This window comes from Streptomyces pseudovenezuelae (assembly GCF_001513955.1).
Lineage (GTDB): Bacteria > Actinomycetota > Actinomycetes > Streptomycetales > Streptomycetaceae > Streptomyces > Streptomyces pseudovenezuelae.
Window position 1 is genome coordinate 534,604 of record NZ_KQ948145.1, and the last position, 20,896, is coordinate 555,499.

The window sequence follows — 20,896 nt, forward strand, 5'->3', positions numbered from 1 at the left end:
TGACCTGGGTGCCCCCTGCCCCCGAGGGTTACCTGTATGCGCCACCCATCAGCACCTCCCTGGATACGCCACGCCCTCCTCACCCTTGAGGAGCCTCCGTGCAGGGAGTGCTGACCGGTTTCGCGGTGATCGCTGTGGTCATCGCGGTCGGCTATCTCATCGGTCTGCGCGGCTACCTCGGTGACCAGGGCCGGGAGGTCCTGACCAAGCTCGCCTTCCATGTCGCCTCCCCCGCCCTGCTGTTCACCACGCTGGCCCGGGCCGACCTCTCGGTGATCTTCTCCAGCCGCCTCCTGGTGACCGCGCTCAGCACCACCGCGGCGGCGGGCGTCTTCGTGGCGGTGGGTGTCGTCCGGGGCTGGGGCCTGGGCCGTACGACGATCGGCGCGCTGTGCTCGTCCTACGTCAACTCCGGCAACCTCGGCATCCCGATCGCGGTGTACGTCCTGGGCGATGCCTCGCTCGTGGCACCGGTGCTGCTGTTCCAGCTGGTCGGGGTGACCCCGGTCGCGCTGACCGTGCTGGACCTGGCGTCGGGCTCAGGTGGGAAGAGGCCGCTGTGGCTACGGCTGCTCACCCCGCTGCGCAACCCGATCGCGGTCGGCTCGCTGGCCGGGGTGGCGGTCTCGGCGGCTGGTCTGAAGGTCCCGGCCCCCGTCATGGACCCTCTGACCCTCATCGGCGGCATGTCGGTCCCCGCGGTCCTGCTCGCCTTCGGCATCTCCCTGTGCGGCAGCACGATGCCCGGCCGGGGGCCGGACCGGCAGCTCGTCCTGCTCTCGGTCGCGCTGAAGTCGGTGGGTCAGCCGGCAGCGGCCTGGGCGCTCGCCGCCGGGGTCTTCGGCCTCCACGGAGCCCAACTCCTCGACGTGGTGGTGACCTCGGCACTGCCGGCCGCGCAGAACCTCTACACCTACGCCTCGACCTACGGCGTGGGCGAACGCCTGGCCCGCGACTCGATCCTGGTGTCGACGGTGTTGTCGGTGCCGGTGCTGGTGGTTGTGGCGGCGCTGCTCGGTTGACTCACGTCTCGGGGAACTCGCTGGTGTCGATGACGAGGTCGAACGGCGCCGGGATGGTGAGCAGCTCACCGAACTTCGCCACGGCCAGCGGGCGGTAGACGTCCCCCTGAGGCTCTCCGTAGAGGGTCGCGGTGGGGCCTTCGGGGGCCCAGCGGTCGACCAGGAGGTAGAGGGGGATACCCGCGGAGGCGTAGGCGGCTGGTTTGCTCACGCGGTCGTGCCTGGCGTTCTTCCTGGACGTGACCTCCACGACGAGTTCGGCGACGGCACCCGGCAGATAGGAGTCCGCTTCGGTGCACTCGTGGACCGGGGCGACCAGGATGTCCGGGATGAACATGCCCAGACGCGACGGGACGGCGATGGCCTGGGTCTGGAAGATCTCCCAGTCCTCAGGAATCACGGAGTACAGGCGACGCTGGATACGGGCCGCGATCACGTTGTGACGAGGCGCGGGAGCAGGTGACACGGTGATGATCCCCTCGATGATCTCCACCTTGCTGCCCTCGGGCCAGTCCATCTCCTCCCAGAACCGGACGAGGTCGTCCCAGCTCTGCTCGGGATCGTGACCCACGGTGAGTGCGCTCATGGCGGTCTCCTTCGGTTGCGTCACCGATCCCAGCATGCCGAACGGGACCGGCGGCGGTCCACCGATCCCGTTCACCCGAATGAGGAAAATGCAGGTCAGGCGATACGTTCCAGCACGACAGGCGACGCCGTGAACGCCGTACCCGCCGCCCCGATGTCGTAGGACCCCTCGATCGACTGCAACGCATACTCGAAGCGTTCCGGGGTGTCCGTGTGCAGGGTCAGCAACGGCTGGCCCTCCGTCACCGTGTCGCCCGGCTTGGCGTGGAGTTCCACGCCCGCGCCCGCCTGCACCGGGTCCTCCTTGCGGGCACGGCCCGCGCCGAGGCGCCAGGCGGCGACGCCGATGCCGTAGGCGTCGAGGCGGGTCAGCACGCCCGAGGCGCCCGCCTTGATGACGTGCTGCTCGCGGGCCACCGGCAGCTCCGCGTCCGGGTCACCGCCCTGCGCCGCGATCATCCGGCGCCACACGTCCATCGCCGAGCCGTCGGCCAGCGCCTTCGCCGGGTCGGCGTCCTTCACGCCCGCCGCGTCCAGCATCTCGCGGGCCAACGCGATGGTCAGTTCCACCACGTCCGACGGACCGCCGCCCGCCAGGACCTCCACCGACTCGCGGACTTCGAGGGCGTTGCCGGCCGTGAGGCCCAGCGGGGTCGACATGTCGGTCAGGAGCGCCACCGTCTTCACGCCGTGGTCCGTGCCGAGGCCCACCATCGTGGACGCCAGCTCCCGCGCGTCCTCGATGGTCTTCATGAAGGCGCCGGTGCCGACCTTGACGTCCAGGACCAGCGACCCCGTGCCCTCCGCGATCTTCTTCGACATGATCGAGGACGCGATCAGCGGGATCGCCTCGACGGTGCCGGTGACGTCACGGAGGGCGTACAGCTTCTTGTCCGCCGGGGCCAGGCCGTCGCCCGCCGCGCAGATCACCGCGCCGGTGGTGTCGAGGACGTGCAGCATCTCCTCGTTGGAGAGCAGCGCGCGCCAGCCGGGGATCGACTCCAGCTTGTCGAGCGTGCCGCCGGTGTGGCCGAGGCCGCGGCCCGAGAGCTGGGGCACGGCCGCCCCGCACGCCGCCACCAGGGGCGCCAGCGGGAGCGTGATCTTGTCGCCGACGCCGCCCGTGGAGTGCTTGTCCGCCGTCGGGCGGGACAGGGACGAGAAGTCCATGCGCTCGCCGGAGGCGATCATCGCGGCCGTCCAGCGGGCGATCTCGCCGCGGTTCATGCCGTTGAGCAGGATCGCCATCGCGAGCGCGGACATCTGCTCGTCGGCGACCTCCCCGCGGGTGTACGCGTCGATGACCCAGTCGATCTGCTCGTCGCTGAGTTCACCGCGGTCCCGCTTGGTGCGGATGACGGAGATGGCGTCCATGGCCATGCAGGGCTTTCCTTCCGAGAATTACTTGGTGAGATGCTCAGGCCCGAAGGCCTGCGGGAGCATCTCGGACAGCGGCAGGATCCCCGCCGGGGTCTCCAGGAGCAGGTCCGGGCCGCCGAACTCGTACAGCAGCTGACGGCAGCGGCCGCAGGGGACGAGGACCTCGCCCCGGCCGTCCACGCAGGTGAAGTGCGTGAGCCGGCCGCCCCCCGAGTTGTGCAGCTCCGAGACCAGACCGCACTCGGCGCACAGGCCGAGGCCGTAGGAGGCGTTCTCGACGTTGCAGCCGGTGATCGTGCGGCCGTCGTCGACCAGGGCGGCGACGCCGACCGGGTAGCCGGAGTACGGGGCGTACGCCCGGGACATGGCGTCCCGGGCCGCCGCCCGCAGCGCACCCCAGTCGACGCCCGTCACTTGCCCTGGCCCTTCCGGTAGCGCATGCCGTCCGCCTTGGGCATCCGCAGGCGCTGCGCGGACAGCGACAGCACCAGCAGGGTGACGACGTACGGGGTGGCGCCCACGAAGTCGCTCGGGACCTCGTCGGTGACCAGGTACCAGACCAGGACGCCGGCGGCCACCAGGAGGCTGATGCCGCCCTGCCAGTGCGCCTTCTTGTACAGCTTCCAGCCGGCCATCGCGAGCAGCAGCACGAACAGCAGGAGCAGCAGCGCGTGGACGGTCTCGCCGCCGTTGCGCAGCTGGAGCGCGTCGGAGTAGCCGAACAGGCCCGCGCCCATGGCGAGACCGCCGGGCCGCCAGTTGCCGAAGATCATCGCGGCGAGACCGATGTAACCGCGGCCGCCGGTCTGGCCTTCGAGGTAGCTGTGCGAGGTGACCAGGGCCAGGAAGGCGCCGCCGAGGCCGGCGAGGCCACCGGAGACGGCCACGGCCATGTACTTGTACTTGTAGACGTTGACACCGAGGGACTCGGCGGCGATCGGGTTCTCGCCGCAGGAGCGCAGCCGCAGACCGAACGAGGTGCGCCACAGCAGCCACCAGCTGCCGACGAACAGCGCGACCGCCAGGACCGTCACCACGGACAGGTCGGTGAACAGGCCGCCGAGGATGCCGGCGATGTCGGAGATCAGGAACCAGTGGTGGTTCTCGATCGAGTGCAGCCCGCTGGACAGCCCCGGGACATCGAAGGTGGGCAGGGAGTCGACGGGCGGGGACTGCTTGGGGTTGCCGCCCGCGTCGGCCGCCTTGCCGTCCACGAAGAAGAGCTTGGCGAGGTACTGGGTGGTGCCGAGGGCGAGCAGGTTGATCGCGACACCGGAGACGATGTGGTCGACGCCGAAGGTGACGGTCGCGACCGCGTGCAGCAGACCGCCGACGATGCCGAAGCCGACACCGCACAGCAGGCCGAGCCAGGGGCTGGACTGCCAGCCGATCCAGCCGGCGCCGAAGGTGCCGAGGATCATCATGCCTTCGAGGCCGATGTTGACCACACCGGAGCGCTCGGACCACAGGCCGGCGAGACCGGCGAGGCCGATCGGCACGGCGAGGCTGAGGGCGGCGGAGACCTGGCCCTCGGAGGTGAGCTGGTCGGAGCCGGAGATGACGCGGACTGCTGCGACCAGCAGCAGCGCGCCGGCGACGATCATCAGGATCTGGCCGAGCGAGCGGCCCGACCGGGTGGCGGTGTCCGCCTTGGGTGCCGCGGGGGGCGGCGTGTCGGTCATCGTGGCAGTCATCACGCCACCTCCTGCTTCTGGGTCCGGGTGGCGGCCTGGGCGGCGAGCTCGGCGCCGACCCGCTGCTGCTGACGCTTGAGCCCGTAACGGCGTACGACCTCGTAGGCGATGACGACGCACAGGACGATGACGCCCTGGATCACGCCGAGGATCTCCTTGTCGTAGCCCTCGAACTCCAGGTGGTTGGTGGTGCGCTCCAGGAAGCCCCACAGCAGGGCGCCCAGCGCGATGCCGACCGGGTTGTTGCGGCCGAGCAGGGCGATGGCGATACCGGTGAAGCCGATGCCCACGGGGAAGTCGTTGCTGAACTGGTGGCTGTCGTTGAGCAGGGTCGGCATGCCGATCAGACCGGCGATGGCTCCGGAGATGAGCATGCTGGTCGCGATCATCTTCTTCACCGAGACACCGCTCGCGGCGGCGGCGCTCTCGGACTGGCCGACGGTGCGCAGGTCGAAGCCGAAGCGGGTGCGGCCGAGCACGAACCAGTACGCGATGCCGACGATCACGGCGATGACGATGAAGCCCCACAGCTCGCCCGCGGCGCCGGTGTCGATCTGGAAGAAGTACGACGACTCCGGCAGCGGCTTGGTCGACACGACCGTGCCGCCGGCCTGGAGCTCGGCGAGCTTCCCGGGCTGGAGCAGGTAGGCGATGATCGCGGTGGCGATCGCGTTGAGCATGATCGTCGAGATGACCTCGCTGACCCCGCGGGTCACCTTCAGCACGCCCGCGATGCCCGCCCACACGGCACCGGTGGCCATGGCGCACAGGATGATCAGCGGGATGGAGATCCAGCCCGGCGTGGTCAGCGCGCCGCCGAGGACCGCGGCGAAGAACGCGGCGATGCGGTACTGGCCGTCGACGCCGATGTTGAACAGGTTCATCCGGAAGCCGATGGCCACCGAGACGCCCGCCAGGTAGTACGTCGTCGCCTTGTTGAGGATGTAGACCTGGCTGTCGCTGGCGGAGCCGTAGGTCAGCATGTCGCTGAAGGCGGCACCCGGGTTCTTGCCGGTGGCGAGGATGACCAGGGTGGTGACGACGAGCGCGGCGACGACCGCGAGCAGCGGGGCCGCGATGCCGAGGAGCAGCCGCTCCTTGTCGATGCGTTGGGTCAGCTTGTTCATCGGGCGTCGTCCTCGTCGTCCTCGGCGGAGATCGCTGCGGAGTCCCCTGCGGAGTCGTCTGCGGAGCCCTCTGCGTGCTCCAGGTGACCGGTGGCCGCGCCGGTCATGGCGGAGCCCAGCTCCTCGGGGGTGATGGTGGCGGGGTCGGCGTCGGCGACCAGTCGGCCGCGGTACATCACCCGCAGGGTGTCGGACAGGCCGATGAGCTCGTCCAGGTCGGCGGAGATCAGCAGCACGGCCAGGCCCTCGCGGCGGGCCTCGCGGATGTGGTCCCAGATCGCGGCCTGCGCGCCGACGTCCACGCCGCGCGTCGGGTGGGCGGCGATGAGCAGCTTGGGCGCGTGGCTCATCTCGCGGCCGACGATCAGCTTCTGCTGGTTGCCGCCGGACAGCGAGGCGGCGGTGACGTCGATGCCGGGGGTGCGGACGTCGTACGCCTGGATGATGCGCTCGGTGTCGGTGCGGGCGCCCTTGATGTCGAGGAGCTGGCCGCGGGAGTTGGGCTTCTCGGTGACATGGCCGAGGATGCGGTTCTCCCACAGCGGGGCCTCGAGGAGCAGGCCGTGGCGGTGGCGGTCCTCGGGGATGTAGCCGACGCCGGCCTCGCGGCGGTGGCGGGTGGGGATGTGGGAGATGTCCTTGCCGTCGAGGGCGATCGTGCCGGAGTTCAGGGCACGGATGCCCATGATGGCCTCGACCAGCTCGGACTGGCCGTTGCCCTCGACGCCGGCGATGCCGAGGACCTCGCCCTGGTGGATGGTGAAGGAGATGTCGTCGAGGATGATCCGCTCGACGCCGTCAAGGTCGGTCTGGGCCAGGCGCAGGCCGTCCACCTTGAGCAGCGGGACGTCCGTGACCGTGGACTCCTCGGTCGCCGGGGTGGGCAGTTCGCTGCCGACCATGAGCTCGGCGAGCTGCTTGGTCGTGGTGCCCGCGGGCTCGACGGTGCCGACGGTGGTGCCGCGGCGGATGACGGTGATCTCGTCGGCGACGGAGAGGACTTCACCCAGCTTGTGCGAGATGAAGATGACCGTGAGACCTTCCGCCTTCAGCTCCCGCAGGTTGTCGAAGAGGGCGTCGACCTCCTGGGGCACGAGGACGGCGGTGGGCTCGTCGAGGATCAGTGTCTTGGCGCCGCGGTAGAGGACCTTGAGGATCTCCACGCGCTGGCGGTCGGCGACACCGAGCTCCTCGAGGAGGACGTCGGGGCGGACGTTCAGGCTGTACGCGTCGGAGATCTCCCTGATCTTCGCGCGGGCCTTGCCGCCGATGCCGTACAGCTTCTCCGCGCCCAGGACGACGTTCTCCAGGACGGTGAGGTTGTCGGCGAGCATGAAGTGCTGATGCACCATGCCGATGCCGCGGGCGATGGCGTCGGCGGGGGTGTGGAAGGTGACCGTCTCGCCGTTCACCGTGATGGTGCCCTCGTCCGGCTGCTGCATGCCGTAGAGGATCTTCATCAAGGTGGACTTGCCGGCACCGTTCTCGCCGCAGAGGGCATGGACGGTGCCCGTGCGGACGGTGATGTCGATGTCCTTGTTGGCGACGACGCCTGGGAATCGCTTGGTGATGCCGCGCAGTTCGACGGCAGCGGGAGGGCTGGACGCGTTGATGGCGCACTCTCCTCGGGGAAAAGGGGCTGCGTAGGGGAGGGCAGGCGTCGGCGACGCTAGCGCGGCAACTCCGTGCTACACGCGTAGAGTTGACACATTGTTATGGCTCGACGAGGGGGTTGTCGAGGCCCCCTCGCCGAGCCCGGGTTCCGGCGGGAACCGTCAGGTCAGCTGGTCTTGACCGTGATGGTGCCGTCGACGATCTTCTTCTTCGCCTCGTCCAGCTTGGGCTGGATGTCGTCGATGAAGCCACCGCTGGTGGAGAGGCTGACACCGCCCTTGGCGAGGGAGTAGATCTGGTTGCCGGTCAGCGGCTTGCCCTCGTGGACGGACTTGATGAAGTCGTAGACACCGACGTCGACGTTCTTGACCATCGAGGTCAGGATCGAGTTCTTGAACTTGGCCAGACCCGGGATGTTGTACTGGTCCGAGTCCACGCCGATGGCCCAGGCGCCCTTGACGCCGGAGACGGCCTCGATCGAGCCGTTGCCGGAGGAGCCGGCCGCGGCGTAGATCACGTCGGCGCCGTTGTCGAGCATGCCGGACGCGGCCTCCTTGCCCTTGGCGGGGTCGGCGAAGCCGGAGAAGTCCGAGCCGTGGGTCAGGTACTGGACGTCGACCTTGACCTTGGGGTTGGTGTCCTTGACGCCCTGCGCGTAGCCCGCCTCGAACTTCTTGATCAGCGGGGTGTCCACGCCGCCGATGAAGCCGACGTGGTCCTTCTTGGTCTTCAGCGCCGCGGCGACACCGGCCAGGTAGGAACCCTGCTCCTCGGTGAACGTGATGCTGTCGACGTTCTTGGCCTTCGCGACCGCGTCGATGAGACCGAAGTTGACCTTCGGGTACTTCGCGGCGACCTTGTCGACCGAGGTGGCGTAGGAGAAGCCGACTGCGACGATCGGGTTGTAGCCCGCATCGGCGAGGTCGGTCAGGCGCTGCTCGCGGTCGGCCTCGGTGTCGGTGCTCTTGGCGGTCAGCTCCTTGAGGGAGCCGCCGAACTCCTTCGCGGCCTTGTCGGCACCGCGCGCGGCGGAGTCGTTGAAGGAACGGTCACCACGGCCGCCGACGTCGTAGGCGAGGCCGATCTTGATGCCGCCCTTGCCGCTGCCCGAGGAGGCGGACGACGAGCTGTCGTCATCGTTGGAAGTGCTGCCACAGGCAGTGGCAGTCAGTGCGAGAGCTGCGGTGGCGATACACGCAGCGGAAAGCTTGGCTACCCGGCGCACGGGAGGCTCCTTCACCTGACCTGAGCGCCTTGTCGGCGCTTCATGTGAGCACCATGCCAGTGCCCGGGCCTGAACGCCCCTGCGGCGTTGGCTTCGCGGCATCGTAACGCGCGTAGATGTCGGAAACAGACCTACTCCGAAGCCGTTATCGATTCGAGGCAAACAGCGTCTGAACTGAGGCTCTGGCGCTGTCGCACACCGGGATTTCGATGTGCGCACGATTGGCTTACGACCCTGTTGCGCCGGTCGGCGGAACGGCCCCCGTGGGGGCCGTCCGTCACGCTCGGATCACTGTGCGGCGTCCAGCAGGGCCGCCGCCGTGAACAGCTCCACACCCACGGTGATGGCGGACTCATCGGCGTCGAAGTCGCCCTGGTGGAGGTCGCGCACGGTCCGCTCCCCCGGGGTGCGTACTCCGAGGCGGGCCATGGCGCCGGGGACGTGCTGGAGGTACCAGGAGAAGTCCTCGCCGCCCAGGCTCTGCTCGGTGCTCTCGACCGAGTCGGTGCCGCGCCGCGTGGTCATGGCCTCGCGGATCAGCTCGGTGACGTCCGCGTCGTTGACGACGGGGGGCACACCCCGCACGTAGTTGATCTCGGATTTGGCCCCGTGCAGATTGGCGACCTCGTCGATCGCGGCCACGACGATGTCCGGCGCCTGCCGCCAGGCGTCGATGTCGAGGCAGCGCACGGTCCCGGAGAGCTCGGCGTGCTGCGGGATGACGTTCGGGGCGTGCCCCGACTCGATCCGCCCCCAGGTCACGGCGAGCCCGGCACGGGTGTCGACCCGCCGGCCGACGATCGCGGGCACGTCGGTGACCACGCGGGCGGCGGCGGTGACGAGGTCGGTGGTGAGGTGCGGCCGGGCGGTGTGTCCGCCGGGTCCGTCGAGCGCGATCTCCAGCCGGTCGCAGGCGGAGGTGATGGCCCCGGTCCGCAGCCCGATCCTTCCGGCGTCGACCCGCGGGTCGCAGTGCACGGCGAGCATCTTGCCGACCCCCTCCAGCACCCCGCAGTCGATGGCGTCGGCGGCACCGCCGGGCAGCACCTCCTCGGCGGGCTGGAAGATCAGCCGCACGGGCCGCGGCAGCAGGCCCTTCTTTTCGAGTTCGGCCAGCACGAGCCCGGCACCGAGCACGACGGCGGTGTGCACATCGTGCCCACAGGCATGCGCCCGATCGGGCACGGTCGAGCGGTACGCGCACTCGGTCTTCATGTCCGGGATGGGCAGACCGTCGATGTCGGCGCGCAGGGCGAGCATGGGCCGCCCGCCGTCCCACTCCCCGATGTCACACACGAGCCCGGTCCCGACGGCGAGCACCCGCGGCTTCAGCCCGGCCCGCTCCAGTCGCTCCTTGATCGCCGCGGTGGTGCGGAACTCCTGGTTGCCGAGCTCCGGGTGCATGTGCAAGTCGCGTCGGAACAGTACGAGTTCGGCGTGCAGTTCCTCGCTCAGCACGCCGGGAAGCACGGCTTCCCCGGGCAGATCGACCTCGGACTCCAGTGACATCAGTTGCTTCACCCTCTAAAGGGTAGGACGCCGGGGCGACCAACCGACCCGCGATCAACAAAACTTCAACCCGCCGTGGGAAGAAAATCTGGCCGCTCGACGCATGGACGTTATTTGAGGTGGGTAGGAACCTCTTTTCCCACACATACCACGCTGGGCTTGCGCCCGGCGGCTCTGTTCATCTGTCGAAACGGCATTGGGACACGGTGGGGACGGGAGCGGGTTCGTCACGGTCGATTACTCGGCAGTCACGTGGAGTGATCCGGGGTGGTGGGCGGGTGCGTCCTGGGGCCGACGGGGTGAGGCCGCATGGAGCTGTGCCGGGCGGGCCGCCTGCGACCGGACCCATGGAAGAGATTCACTCCGAGTCGGCCCTGTCCGCCCTTGCCTGCACTCGGGGCACTTCAGCCCGCCCCGTGAAGCACCCCGCCTGCCTCGACGTACAGCCGACCTCGCCCCCACGCCGCCCGCTCGCCTCTTCCCCGTGCTGGAGTGAGCCGTGCCAGGGGTGGCCAGGGCCATCGGCGCAGCCGACGCGAAGCGCCCTTGACTTGGCTCACGGAAGGACGACGCTCACCGAGAAGCGGGCAGCCCACGGCCACGCCTAGGCGGCGGCCAGCTCACACCACACGAACTTCCCCCGGTTGCCGTGCCTGGCCAGCGGCTGCCACCCCCACAAGTCAGCGCAGGCCTTGACCAACGCCAGCCCCCTCCTCTCCTCCCCCGACAGCCCGAACTCACCGGGCGGCTCCGGAGGCCCGGGATCGGCGTCCCACGCCCCGATCCGCAGCACTCCCGCCGCCCATCGCACCCGCAGAGCGGCGGGCCCCTTGCTATGCCGTACGGCATTGGAGACCAGCTCCGCGGCGAGCAGCTCCGCGGTGTCGACGAGGCGGATCAGGCCGTGCATCGTCAGGATGAGCCGGAGGGTGCGGCGGGCGACGGTGACGGCTCGGAGGTCGTTCGGGATGTAGAGGGTGTACTCCCAGAGCTCGGTCTCTGGCATGCGCCAGCTCCAGTTCGGTGGCGGGAGTTCGGGGCGGTGGCATCGCCGCAAGCGTCACGACAGGACGAAGCGGTGCACTTCCGCAGAGTGTGCGTTACATCACCGAGAGTAGGTATAGATTTCTAAGTCCTGCAAGCAGGTCGCGTAATCTGACCCCGAACGAGTCACTCCTGAAGGTGCGTCGAGAGGAGCCACGGTGGCGCTGAGGGGCGAGCCGACAGCACGTCAACTACGGCTGGCAACCGAGCTGCGCAGGCTTCGCGACGCAGCCGGCATCACGGGCCGCGAGGCAGCGGCATCGCTAGGGGTGAGCTCGGCCCAGATCAGTCAGATCGAGAAGGCACTCGCGGGCGTCAGCGAGAAACGACTGCGGGCCATGGCCGCCAACTACGCCTGCTCGGACGGCGAGTTGATCGACGCTCTCGTAACCATGGCCACCGACCGGACACACGGCTGGTGGGAGGAGTACCAGGAGCGGCTCCCCACCCCCTATCTGGATCTCGCCGAGCTGGAGTACCACGCCAGTCATCGGTGGGACGTGGACTTCCTCCACATCCCGGGACTGTTGCAGACCGAGGACTACGCCAGAGCGCTCTTCTCCTACGTGAACGCGGAGTTCCCTCCGAGTGAGGTGGACCTTCGAGTGGAGCACCGGATGAAGCGACGGGTCATCATCGAGCGCCCCGACCCGATCCCGTACGAAGCCGTGATCCACGAAGCGGCACTGCGCATCAGAGTCGGCGACCGTTCCGGCGCGCGAGCTCAACTCGCCCGCATCCAGGCGCTCTCGGAAGCGGATCACGTGGTCGTCCGCATCATCCCCTTCGACCTGGACGCCTTCGCCGGAGCCGGGAGCGCCATGGTGTACGCGGGTGGCGCCGTCCCCAAGCTGGACACGGTCGTCCGCGACGGACCCCACGGCACGGCCTTCGTTGACGCCGAGGCCCAACTCGCCCGCTTCCGAGCACTCTTCCGTAGGCTGGAGAGCGTGTCACTCGACCCCGACCGGTCGCGCGACTTCATCCACACCCTGATCAAGGAGCTGTGAGGAGCACCATGACCACCCCTGACTACTGGCAGAAGTCGAGCTACTCCGGCGGCGGCGAGGGCAACGCCTGCGTGGAGATCGCGAACCGAACCACTCACATAGCAATCCGCGACTCCAAGGCCCCGACCAGAGCCACTCTCAGCTTCCCGACCGAAGCCTTCGCCCCGTTCCTCGAATCGCTGAAGTCCCGGCATGACTCCCTCCGATGACCCCCATGCCCCTCACACCCCCCCATGGCAGAAGTCGAGCTACACCGGCGGCGGCGACGGCAACGCCTGCGTGGAGATCGCGAACCTGCACTCCCACATAGCCGTCCGCGACTCAAAGGCCCCGGCCAGAGCCACTCTCACCTTCCCACCCAGACCCTTCATCGCCTTCCTCGAAGGCTTGAAGTCCCCGTACCACGCCCCCAGATGACCGTCAGGGAAACACCACCCGCCACCCCGTGACGCCCCACTAGGGTGCAGCCCGTGAACGCCGACATCCCCGACTTCATACGGGCCACCCGAACCGCGTACGACACGATCGCCGAGCCCTACACCCAGCAGTTCTCCGACTGGGCCGGCATCCCGACGCTGGACAGAGCCCAGATCACGGGCTTCGCGGAGCTGGTGAGGGAGCAGAACGCCGGCCCGGTGGCCGACATCGGCAGCGGCCCGGGCCACGTGACCGCGGCGCTCCACGACCTCGGCATTCGGGTCTTCGGTGTGGACGTCTCCCCGAAGATGGTGGAACTGGCCCGCAGGGCCCACCCGGAGCTCCGCTTCCATGTGGGCTCGATGACGTCGCTGGACCTACCGTCAGAGACGTTGGGCGGCATCACGGCCCTCTACTCGATCATCCACGTCCCGGACGACCACCTCCTGACGGCCTTCGCGGAGTTCCACCGCGTCCTCGCCCCCGGCGCCCACGCCCTGATCGGCTTCCAGTACGAGCCCGGCGGCACCCACATGCACCTCGACGAACGCTTCGGCCACAAGATCTCCCTGGACTACTACCTCCGCACCCCGGAAGCGGTGGCCGAGCCCCTGACCAAGGCGGGCTTCCAGGTGATCCTGCGGGTACTCAGGGAACCCCTCGGCGAGGAGAAGCTGGCCCGCGCGTACTTGGTGGCACGCAAACCGATGTAGGACGCATCGGCCGTGCGCAAACGGCAAGCGCTGAAGCAAGACTCGATCTACGTGAGACGCAATCTACGTAAGAACGGATCTACCTTGACCGGACGATCTAGTAAGCCACGGCAGCACCGGTGAGGCGCTACCGGAAGGGAATGTTGAGCCAGGGGCTGCCCGGGTCCGAGGTGAGGATTTTGTGGACCGTGACCATTTCCTGATACCAACTTCCGAACTTCTCGTCGTCGAAGTGCAGACAGCGGCCGAGGATGAAGCCCGCTGAGAAGTCCTCCCAGGACCCGTAACAGTGCGCCGCGCGGTACCCGGCCTCGACGACGGCCGCCTCCGCCTCCGCCAGGTCGCCGTAGCGGGTACTGACGCCCCAGCGGGCCATACAGGAGGCCCGGCCGAGGTCCCAGGCGTCGACGGAGCCGACGAACTGCCCCTCTCCGAGGATGCCGTCAGCACGCATACGGGCCTCGTAGCGGGTGATACGGCCGATGAGGTGCTGAACGTCCTTGATATGTGCCTCGGTCTCGGCGGTGGAGGTAGGGGCGCCTTCACGGCGATGCAGGACGTTGGCGGCCGTGTCCCACCAGGCGCCGTTCTCGACGCGGCCGCCGGTGTCGCGAGCGAGGGCGCGGCGCAGGCCAAGGGTGAATTCCCAGACCGGGCGGGCGCCGTCGGTGGCGAGCAGGGCGCGCTGCTGGGACTGCCATTGCTGGCGGCTGGTGATGCCCCACCAGGTGCGCAGTGTCCGACGGTCAGCGCGGTATCCGTGGCCGTGGTAGGCCAAGGCGTTCCAGAACCGGCCCTGGTTGACGATGAGATGGGCGCCGCAGGCCAGTCCGTGCGCAACGGGTCCCTGCAAGGGGCCGCCCACCCGCAGGGTCCGCAGCGCCGCCGCGTCCGAGGGGCCGTCGCTCTGCTTTGCGTACTTGGCCCACGCCCACGAGTGCGGGGGCGCGGTCGGCAGGAATGCCTCGCATGGAGTGTCCGGGTTCACGACGATCGTCGTCGGATAGCTGGAATTCATGTCCTGGGCTATCCACTTGAGCTTCTTCCAGTCGAAGACGCGGTCCGGTTCGGGGGCGGGCAGCACACCCTCGGTGTACACCGGCCAGACCCACCCTCCGGCGATCCGGGGATCCCGCCTGAACGGCACAAGACCACGAGTGAACCTGGCATCCTCCTCCTTTTGCCCGACCTCGAAGTACAGCCGGTTCCGCGCAAGGGTTTCGAAGTAAGCAGGCCAGTCCCCGAGGGACTTGGCGCTTAGCAGCGCCTGCTCGACGTCTGAGGGAGGGGTCCAGGCAGGTGGAACGGGATGCCTGAAGCCGGCGAGAGGAGGCCCGAAGGACATGGTTAACCCAACATTTTCATCGACACTCGAATCTCTTTAGACCAGAACCGCGTCAGCGATACCAGTCTTCACCACTGCTCCCCAGAGCTCTCCGCACGAAGCTCTCAAGAGAGGGAGAGATCCAGTTCCTGCTGTCTGTTTCGTGATCCCAGACGAATACATCTTCCCTTTCGGGCGTTCGAACGAAGGCGAACTGATCTCCGCCACCGTTATCACCGAAAAAGAAAAGCGGATCGAATGGCATGTAGAGCTTCCTGAACTGCTCATCATTACGGAGCGAGGTATTCTCTGAGAGTATCCGCTCGGCTGCCCAGACAATCTCGACCCCATACTCGGCATTAATTCCGTCAGTCTCCGCAAGAAGAGACCGAAGGGGCGGCGGAATCGCCTGACCAAGCCGTTCTTCAATCAGAAGGAGCGCCTCTTCAGCGGCCGGATCATGCAACTCTACGTTCACAAACCCAAGGGCTACTTCACGCCACATACGAATCCTCTAACGGTACCGTACTACCTGATGCGCGGACTGAACCAATGGCCAAGCATATCATCGACATGAGTAACGTGATCGAGTACTTGCTGGCGGGTCGGGTTGGGATGTGCATCGTAGAATCGATTCCATGAAACGCGTATCTCGCTGAGGTGCACGCGACTATTTATGTCACCTTTCGGTATCCCTCGAAGATTTTCCAGCGAGTGTATCTCTCCAGCCGAGAACAATCCGGGGTAACGTTTGATTATTTGCTGCTCGATAGCATGATGCACGACCACCTCGCCTATGAGTTTCGGATTGGCCTGAAAGAAAGTCCGTTTGTAGTTGTAGTCCGGAGCGCTGCCCACGGAAGCTTCAGCGCGGGTTGGCACAGTCTCGCCGAGAACGGTCTCCTTCTTCTCGGCCGCCTTTCTCGCGGCGTCTTCGCAGGGGGTGAGCCCGAGGGGGTCGGTCCAAGACAGGGGGTTGTCGACGTAAGCGGCCGGGTTGGGGGCCGGAGTAAGGCCTAGCGGGTCTGGCGTGAGGTAGCGGGCCGTCCCGGGGTCGTAGTAGCGGAAGTAGTTGTAATGCAGCCCCGTCTCAGGGTCGAAGTACTGCCCCGGGAAGCGCAGCGGGGTGTACGCCGTGCTGTCCGCGGCCCAGGCCGTCGTGCCCCACAGGGTGCTTCGGGTGCGCCAGGCTATGTCGCCGGACTCGTCGATGAGTTCCGTGGGGGTGCCGACCAGGTCCGTGACTATGGCGAAGAAGCGGGAGTCGATTTCGTCCTGGGGGGCGTCGGGCGCCGTGATGCGTTCCGTCTGGGCGATCGGGTGCAGGCCCTGGTGGTCCCAGGTCAGGGTGACCGGGTTGGGGACGGACGGGGACCTCGTCGTCTGTTCGCAGAGCGTTGTGCCGTCCCAGGTGAAGTCCACCTGTTCCAGGACCGATTCGCCGTCCGGGGCCAGGCGCTGCTTCGCGATTCTTCGGCCCAGCGGGTCGTAGCGGTAGCGCCAGCGGGTGCCGTCGGGGGTCGTCACCGACGTCAGGCGGTCCTCCGCGTCCCATTCGTAGCGCCATGTGTCCGGCTTGCGGGAGAGGCGGGTCTTCTGGCGGAGGGTGACGCGGCCCGCTTCGTCGTGTTCGTAGCGGACGGAGCCGGCTCGGGTGATGCGGGTGCCCACGTAGTCCCGAGACCCGGTCGATTCGCTGCTCGGGTGGTCGGCCGGCCAGGAGGCTGAAGTCTGGTTGCCCGCCTCGTCGTACGCGTACGTCTCCGTCCAGTTCGCCGCGTGGACCGCCGTCACACGGCCCGCCCCGTCCAGGGTGAACTCCCGCGCGCCGTTCAGGTGGTCGTCGATGGCCGTGAGGTTGCCGTCGGGGCGGTAGGTGTACGCGCGGTGCTGGAGGCGGTTGCCGGTGGGGCCTACCAGGTCCTGTTTCGTCAGGCGGCCCAACGGGTCGAAGGACTGGGTCAGGGTCACCGACTCGCCTATGTGGCGGGTCAGTTCGCGGCCCGCCTCGTCGTGGGTGAAGTTGAGGGTGCGGCCCGACACCACCATGCCGGTGCGGTTGCCCGACGCGTCGTACGACCAGGTCGTCGTCGCGCCGGTGGGGGTCGTGCGGCTCGTTCTGCGGCCCAGCTCGTCGTAGGTGTAGGTGAGCGTGCGGTCGTTCACCGCCTCCGACCGCACCCGGCCCGCCTCGTCCCGGTGCAGTCGCAGGACCGCGTCCGGGCCACTCGCCTCCGCCAGGGCGCCCGACAGGTCGTAGGCGTAGGTGGTGACCGACCCGGCCGCCTCCTTGCGGATCACCCGGCCCAGGACGTCACGGGAGAAGGTGATCGGGGCGCCGGATGCCGTGGTGCTGGTGGTCAGCTGGCCTGCCGGGTCGTGCTCGTAGGTCAGCGTGCGGTCGTCGAAGTCCGTTTCCGAGACGAGGCGGCCCGCTGGGTCGTACTCGTAGGACCAGGTCAGGCCCTGCGGGTTGGTGACCTTCGTCAGGCGCAGTTCCGTGTCGTGGGCGAACTCGTAGCGCACGCCGTCCGGGCCCGTACGGGCCGCGAGGAGGTCGAAGTGGGTGTACTCGAAGCGGGAGACCGCGCCCGAGGCGTCCGTGTGGGTGGTGCAGTTGCCCTCGCCGTCGTAGGTCCAGGATTCCGTCGTGCCGTCCGCCGCCGTGCGGCGGGACAGGCGGCCCTCCACCGTCCAGTCCAGGGTCGTCACCGCTCCCGTGGGGTCGGTGATCCGTACTGGGCGGCCGAAGGCGTCGCGCGAGTAGCGGGTCACCGCGCCCAGGGGGTCGGTGATCTCCAGGGGGAGGCCGGCCGCGTCGCAGTGCACGCGCGACACGTCCCCGAGGGCGTTGGTGACGGACTCCAGGTGGCCCCGGTCGTCGTAGGTGAAGCGGGTCGTCGTCCCCGAGGCGTCGGTCACCGTCGTGCGGTTGCCGAACCCGTCGAACTCCTGCACGACATGCGTGCCGTCCGCGCCGGCCACCGCGACCGGTAGTCCCTGGTCGTTGTACGCGACGCTGGTGTAACGGCCGTCCGGGCGGACGGCCAGGACCGTGCGGCCCGCCTCGTCGTAGGCGTAGCTCACCGTGCGGCCCAGGGGGTCGGTGACCGTGAGGGGGCGGTGGGCGCGGTCGTGGGTGGTGCGGGTCGTGGCGCCGTCCGGGGTGGTCACCGCCGTGACCTGTACGTCGCTGTTGATCTCGTACAGGGTGCTGTGGCCCAGGGAGTCGACCGCCGTGACGGTCCGGTCGCCGGTCGTCGGGTCCGGGGCGCCGTAGGTGTACGTGTAGCGCAGGTGGCCCGCCTCGCCGCCCTGGGAGACGCAGCGGTCCTCGTCGTCGTAGACGTAGTGGTACGAGGAGTTGTTGGTGTCCGTCCAGGCGGTGATGCGGCCGAGCATGTCGTTGGTGAAGCTCGTCGGCAGGCCGGAGGACTTCGTGACCGTCGCCAGGTGGCCTTCGGCGTCGTAGCCGAAGCGGACCAACTCGATGTCCTCGCCGGAGGCCAGGCGCAGGGCCGTGATCCGGTTCCCGGACCGCTCGATCCGCAGGTCGTGGCCGGCCGAGTGCACGATCCCGGTCGGGGCGCCCTCCTCGTCGTACTCGAAGGTCAGCCACTGGCTGCCCGAGCGGTCGATGAGCTGGGACAGCAGGGCGATGCCGTTGCCGTCGCCGCCCGGTCCGGCGAAGTCCCACACACGGCCGGTGGCAGGGTCGGTGACCGTGTAGTCGCCGTACTCGTCGACCGTCAGGGGGTACCCCTCGCCCGCGAGGGGAAGGGTCGGGACGCCTGGGGCCGGGTGCGGGTACGCCAGCAACGAACCGTCCTCGCGGACGAAGACGACCCCCTCCGCGTCGATCTCCAGGCGCTGGTCGGCCGTCGACGTCCAGCAGGGGCCGAACCAGCGGCCTGCCCGGTACGACGACTCGAACTGGCGGGAGAACACCAGCGGGAGCCGGGCGGGGAGCGACACGTCCGTCTGCGGCAGCGACATACGGCCGGTGGCCATGTCGATCGGGTCGCTGCCGAACAGCTTGCACTTCAGTTCCCGGGCGACGTCCATGAGCCCCCGGCGCGTGCCGTTGCGCGCCGCTCCCGTCGCCGCGTCCTTGGCCGCTCCCCGCAGGGCGTCCTTCAGCGCGGCCCGGCCCGCACCGCCCGCGCCCTTGCCCCCGATCAGGTTCGACATGAGGTACCCCGCCGCGTCCCCCGGGTCGCTCGACCACCCCGTCCCCAGCAGGGACATCGGCAGGCGCTCCGGGTGGGCCGCCGTGCCTACCAGGCCCGCAAGGAGGAGTTGGGAGTTCTTCGACCAGTCGCCGGGGTGGGTGAGGTTGTACGGGTCCAGGGGGTTGACCGTGCGGGCCAGTTTCAGGACGTCCGTGCCGCCGCGCAGGAGGCCGCCCAGGACGTGGACCGAGTTGAGCTGAGTGCCGACGAACAGGTCCGCCGCGCCCGCGCCCAGCCGGTCGGTGAACTCCGGCTTGGGCGGGGCCTTTTCCAGGGCCGCGGCTATCTTGCGGGCGGCGTCCTGCGCCATGTCCGTGCGCTGGCGGCGGGCGACGGACAGGATCTCCTCCGCCTCCTCGCGGGCCGCCGTGCCGGGGTCGACGTAGTCGCCGGGCTTCGTCGGCTTCGCGCCCGGGTCGCCGCCCGCCTCGGCGGTCGCGTTGTAGCGGTCGGCCGCCTCGTTGTACGCCGACACCTGTGCCTCGTACGCGTCCGCCGCCCGACGGGAGGCGTCCTGCCCGGCCCGGTACTTGTCGATCGCCAGCCGCGCCTGTTCCTGTGCCCAGCGCACCATGTCCGCGTACGACTCCAGCGCGGCCGCCGCCGAGGTGCAGGCGTCCGCCGCCGTGAGCCACTGCTTGGGCTGGACGTCGAACTTCGCGCGGAACTCGTCCGCGGCCCTGCCCCGCCACTCGCCCGGGTCCAGCGAGCGCATGCCCTGGCCGACGTTCTCGAAGGCCGCAGCGAACCTGCGCAGATGGCCCGCGCGTTCGTGGAGCGCCCCCGGGCTGCCGTGGACCAGTTCCTTCGGGTCCTCGCTCTCGCCAAGGGCGCGTTCCGCCACCGTGCCGCCCAGGCGGTTGTTGACGCTCTCGCCGAAGTCGCGGACCTTCTCGGCCGCGCCGTCCGCGCCGACGTCCGACAGCAGGCCGGCCGTCTTGTCCGTGCCCCAGTTGACCGCCTCGCCGACACCCTTGTTCAGGCCGTCGGCCGCGCTCTCCAGACCGTCGCCGAAGTCGTCGACCAGGTCCCCGAAGCCCATCAGCCCTCGTCCTCCGGGGAGTCCGCGGCGGGAGGCCCGCTCCACTGCCAGTCCGTGCGCGGGTCGAGGAACGCGTCCGGCGTCACCGTCGAGGTCGAGACGTCCTCCGCCGCCTGCGACCAGGCCGCCTTCACCTCGTCCTGGCCGGACGTGAAGGACTGCGCGCTGTAGTCCGCGTTCGCCACCTGCGAGACAGGGTTGTCCTTCAGCGTCTCCGACCAGGAACGTTCCTTCACCTCGTCCGGGGAGAGGTAGGGGTTGCCTGTGCCGGCCGTCCACACCGACTTCAGGGTGTCGGAGACGTACTGCTCCTGCTCGTGGTAGATCCCCGCCGACAGCCCCAAGCGGCCCGCGAACTCGTTCGCGTCCTGCATCAGGGAGCGCACGCCCCAGCCCCAGCGGTCGCAGAAGTCGGCGAACACCTGCTGGAGGGCGTCGTCGCCCGCCTCCAGGCCGGTCATGGAGAGGTCGTCGAAGCCGCGGCCCAGGTTCGCCTCGATGTCGAAGCCGAAGTCCTTCAGTTCGGCCATCGCCTGGTTGATGCCCCGGGTGATCCGTGCCATCGCCTCCGGATCGACCTGGTAGCCGTCGCTCATGCCCCGGCCCCCTCGGGGTCCAGAGCCACCGCGTCCGGCACGATCCCCGTCACCGGGGGCAGGACCAGGCCCGCCGGGCTGCCCGCGTCCACCGCGATGCCGACCGGGCCGTCCACGGCCGGGACCACCTGGTCCAGCAGCCGCGCCCCGTACACCGGCACCCGGTCGGGCACGGCCTCGCCCCGCGCCTCGGCGAACCGTTCCAGCGCGGGGACGTCCGTGAACGCAAACAGCCAGCGAATGCCGCCCGCCTCCGCCGACAGCAGCGAGCCGTCGACCACCGGCACCAGGACCTCCCTGCGCCGGAACTCCCCGATCTGCGCCCGTCGTTCCCGCAACGCCTCGGCACTCACGCCTGCCGC

General features: G+C 68.8%; 19 protein-coding genes. 5 read left to right on the top strand and 14 right to left on the bottom strand.

The window, feature by feature from the left end:
• The first annotated feature begins 98 nt into the window (after window positions 1-98).
• Complete coding sequence (locus AQI94_RS09810; RefSeq protein WP_031058979.1) at window positions 99-1,022, top strand: AEC family transporter; 924 nt, start codon at window positions 99-101, stop codon at window positions 1,020-1,022.
• A gap of 1 nt (window position 1,023) precedes the next feature.
• On the opposite strand, the gene AQI94_RS09815 is transcribed toward AQI94_RS09810, so the two are convergent.
• The 9 genes from AQI94_RS09815 to AQI94_RS09855 all read right to left on the bottom strand — a co-directional run bounded on the left by AQI94_RS09815 (window position 1,024) and on the right by AQI94_RS09855 (window position 11,162).
• Window positions 1,024-1,608: a Uma2 family endonuclease gene (locus AQI94_RS09815; RefSeq protein WP_031058982.1), complete on the bottom strand. Its 585-nt coding sequence runs from the start codon at window positions 1,606-1,608 to the stop codon at window positions 1,024-1,026.
• A 95-nt stretch (window positions 1,609-1,703) separates the two neighbouring features.
• A complete protein-coding gene (locus tag AQI94_RS09820) occupies window positions 1,704-2,981 on the bottom strand; it encodes a thymidine phosphorylase (protein ID WP_031058984.1) in 1,278 nt (425 codons plus the stop codon).
• 27 nt (window positions 2,982-3,008) lie between these two features.
• Complete coding sequence (locus tag AQI94_RS09825; RefSeq protein ID WP_031058986.1) at window positions 3,009-3,401, bottom strand: cytidine deaminase; 393 nt, start codon at window positions 3,399-3,401, stop codon at window positions 3,009-3,011.
• Window positions 3,398-4,681, bottom strand: coding sequence for an ABC transporter permease (locus tag AQI94_RS09830; protein WP_031058987.1), 1,284 nt, complete (start codon window positions 4,679-4,681; stop codon window positions 3,398-3,400). The genes AQI94_RS09825 and AQI94_RS09830 overlap by 4 nt, the downstream gene beginning before the upstream one ends.
• Window positions 4,681-5,808, bottom strand: a complete 1,128-nt coding sequence (locus AQI94_RS09835; RefSeq protein ID WP_031058990.1) for an ABC transporter permease — start codon at window positions 5,806-5,808, stop codon at window positions 4,681-4,683. Before AQI94_RS09835 ends, AQI94_RS09830 begins: the two co-directional genes overlap by 1 nt.
• Complete coding sequence (locus AQI94_RS09840) at window positions 5,805-7,388, bottom strand: ABC transporter ATP-binding protein (RefSeq protein WP_199814400.1); 1,584 nt, start codon at window positions 7,386-7,388, stop codon at window positions 5,805-5,807. Before AQI94_RS09840 ends, AQI94_RS09835 begins: the two co-directional genes overlap by 4 nt.
• Window positions 7,389-7,588: 200 nt before the next feature.
• A complete protein-coding gene (locus AQI94_RS09845) occupies window positions 7,589-8,647 on the bottom strand; it encodes a BMP family lipoprotein (RefSeq protein ID WP_031058996.1) in 1,059 nt (352 codons plus the stop codon).
• A gap of 288 nt (window positions 8,648-8,935) precedes the next feature.
• Window positions 8,936-10,156, bottom strand: coding sequence for a M20 family metallopeptidase (locus AQI94_RS09850; RefSeq protein ID WP_031058999.1), 1,221 nt, complete (start codon window positions 10,154-10,156; stop codon window positions 8,936-8,938).
• A 604-nt stretch (window positions 10,157-10,760) separates the two neighbouring features.
• Window positions 10,761-11,162: an ATP-binding protein gene (locus AQI94_RS09855; RefSeq protein WP_031059001.1), complete on the bottom strand. Its 402-nt coding sequence runs from the start codon at window positions 11,160-11,162 to the stop codon at window positions 10,761-10,763.
• A gap of 196 nt (window positions 11,163-11,358) precedes the next feature.
• Between AQI94_RS09855 and AQI94_RS09860 the strand changes: the two genes are divergently transcribed.
• The 4 genes from AQI94_RS09860 to AQI94_RS09870 are packed head-to-tail and all read left to right on the top strand — an operon-like array spanning window position 11,359 to window position 13,340.
• Window positions 11,359-12,210, top strand: a complete 852-nt coding sequence (locus AQI94_RS09860; protein WP_031059005.1) for a helix-turn-helix domain-containing protein — start codon at window positions 11,359-11,361, stop codon at window positions 12,208-12,210.
• Between the two features lie 8 nt (window positions 12,211-12,218).
• Window positions 12,219-12,419, top strand: coding sequence for a DUF397 domain-containing protein (locus AQI94_RS09865; RefSeq protein ID WP_031059008.1), 201 nt, complete (start codon window positions 12,219-12,221; stop codon window positions 12,417-12,419).
• Complete coding sequence (locus tag AQI94_RS42655) at window positions 12,403-12,627, top strand: DUF397 domain-containing protein (protein ID WP_078902964.1); 225 nt, start codon at window positions 12,403-12,405, stop codon at window positions 12,625-12,627. The genes AQI94_RS09865 and AQI94_RS42655 overlap by 17 nt, the downstream gene beginning before the upstream one ends.
• Before the next feature lie 53 nt (window positions 12,628-12,680).
• On the top strand, window positions 12,681-13,340 hold the full coding sequence (locus tag AQI94_RS09870) for a class I SAM-dependent methyltransferase (RefSeq protein ID WP_031059010.1): 660 nt from the start codon (window positions 12,681-12,683) through the stop codon (window positions 13,338-13,340).
• Between the two features lie 127 nt (window positions 13,341-13,467).
• On the opposite strand, the gene AQI94_RS09875 is transcribed toward AQI94_RS09870, so the two are convergent.
• From AQI94_RS09875 to AQI94_RS09890, 5 genes are all read right to left on the bottom strand, one after another.
• On the bottom strand, window positions 13,468-14,439 hold the full coding sequence (locus AQI94_RS09875) for a DUF1266 domain-containing protein (protein ID WP_225890169.1): 972 nt from the start codon (window positions 14,437-14,439) through the stop codon (window positions 13,468-13,470).
• A 298-nt stretch (window positions 14,440-14,737) separates the two neighbouring features.
• Entirely contained in the window at window positions 14,738-15,169 is a 432-nt protein-coding gene (locus AQI94_RS42660) for an SMI1/KNR4 family protein (protein WP_078902966.1), read from the bottom strand.
• A 23-nt stretch (window positions 15,170-15,192) separates the two neighbouring features.
• Complete coding sequence (locus AQI94_RS09880) at window positions 15,193-19,938, bottom strand: putative T7SS-secreted protein (protein WP_225890170.1); 4,746 nt, start codon at window positions 19,936-19,938, stop codon at window positions 15,193-15,195.
• Window positions 19,938-20,534 (bottom strand): hypothetical protein, encoded by a 597-nt coding sequence (locus AQI94_RS09885; RefSeq protein WP_051832936.1) that lies wholly within the window; start codon window positions 20,532-20,534, stop codon window positions 19,938-19,940. Before AQI94_RS09885 ends, AQI94_RS09880 begins: the two co-directional genes overlap by 1 nt.
• Window positions 20,531-20,887, bottom strand: coding sequence for an SseB family protein (locus tag AQI94_RS09890; protein WP_031059023.1), 357 nt, complete (start codon window positions 20,885-20,887; stop codon window positions 20,531-20,533). Before AQI94_RS09890 ends, AQI94_RS09885 begins: the two co-directional genes overlap by 4 nt.
• Between the last annotated feature and the right edge of the window lie 9 nt (window positions 20,888-20,896).

Bases quoted from the DNA above. Each gene is read 5' to 3' on its own strand.
- AQI94_RS09815 (WP_031058982.1), bottom strand. From the start codon at position 1,608: ATGAGCGCACTCACCGTGGGTCACGATCCCGAGCAGAGCTGGGACGAC.
- AQI94_RS09820 (WP_031058984.1), bottom strand. From the start codon at position 2,981: ATGGACGCCATCTCCGTCATCCGCACCAAGCGGGACCGCGGTGAACTC.
- AQI94_RS09830 (WP_031058987.1), bottom strand. From the start codon at position 4,681: ATGACTGCCACGATGACCGACACGCCGCCCCCCGCGGCACCCAAGGCG.
- AQI94_RS09835 (WP_031058990.1), bottom strand. From the start codon at position 5,808: ATGAACAAGCTGACCCAACGCATCGACAAGGAGCGGCTGCTCCTCGGC.
- AQI94_RS09850 (WP_031058999.1), bottom strand. From the start codon at position 10,156: ATGTCACTGGAGTCCGAGGTCGATCTGCCCGGGGAAGCCGTGCTTCCC.
- AQI94_RS09855 (WP_031059001.1), bottom strand. From the start codon at position 11,162: ATGCCAGAGACCGAGCTCTGGGAGTACACCCTCTACATCCCGAACGAC.
- AQI94_RS09865 (WP_031059008.1), top strand. From the start codon at position 12,219: ATGACCACCCCTGACTACTGGCAGAAGTCGAGCTACTCCGGCGGCGGC.
- AQI94_RS42655 (WP_078902964.1), top strand. From the start codon at position 12,403: ATGACTCCCTCCGATGACCCCCATGCCCCTCACACCCCCCCATGGCAG.
- AQI94_RS42660 (WP_078902966.1), bottom strand. From the start codon at position 15,169: ATGTGGCGTGAAGTAGCCCTTGGGTTTGTGAACGTAGAGTTGCATGAT.
- AQI94_RS09880 (WP_225890170.1), bottom strand. From the start codon at position 19,938: ATGGGCTTCGGGGACCTGGTCGACGACTTCGGCGACGGTCTGGAGAGC.
- AQI94_RS09885 (WP_051832936.1), bottom strand. From the start codon at position 20,534: ATGAGCGACGGCTACCAGGTCGATCCGGAGGCGATGGCACGGATCACC.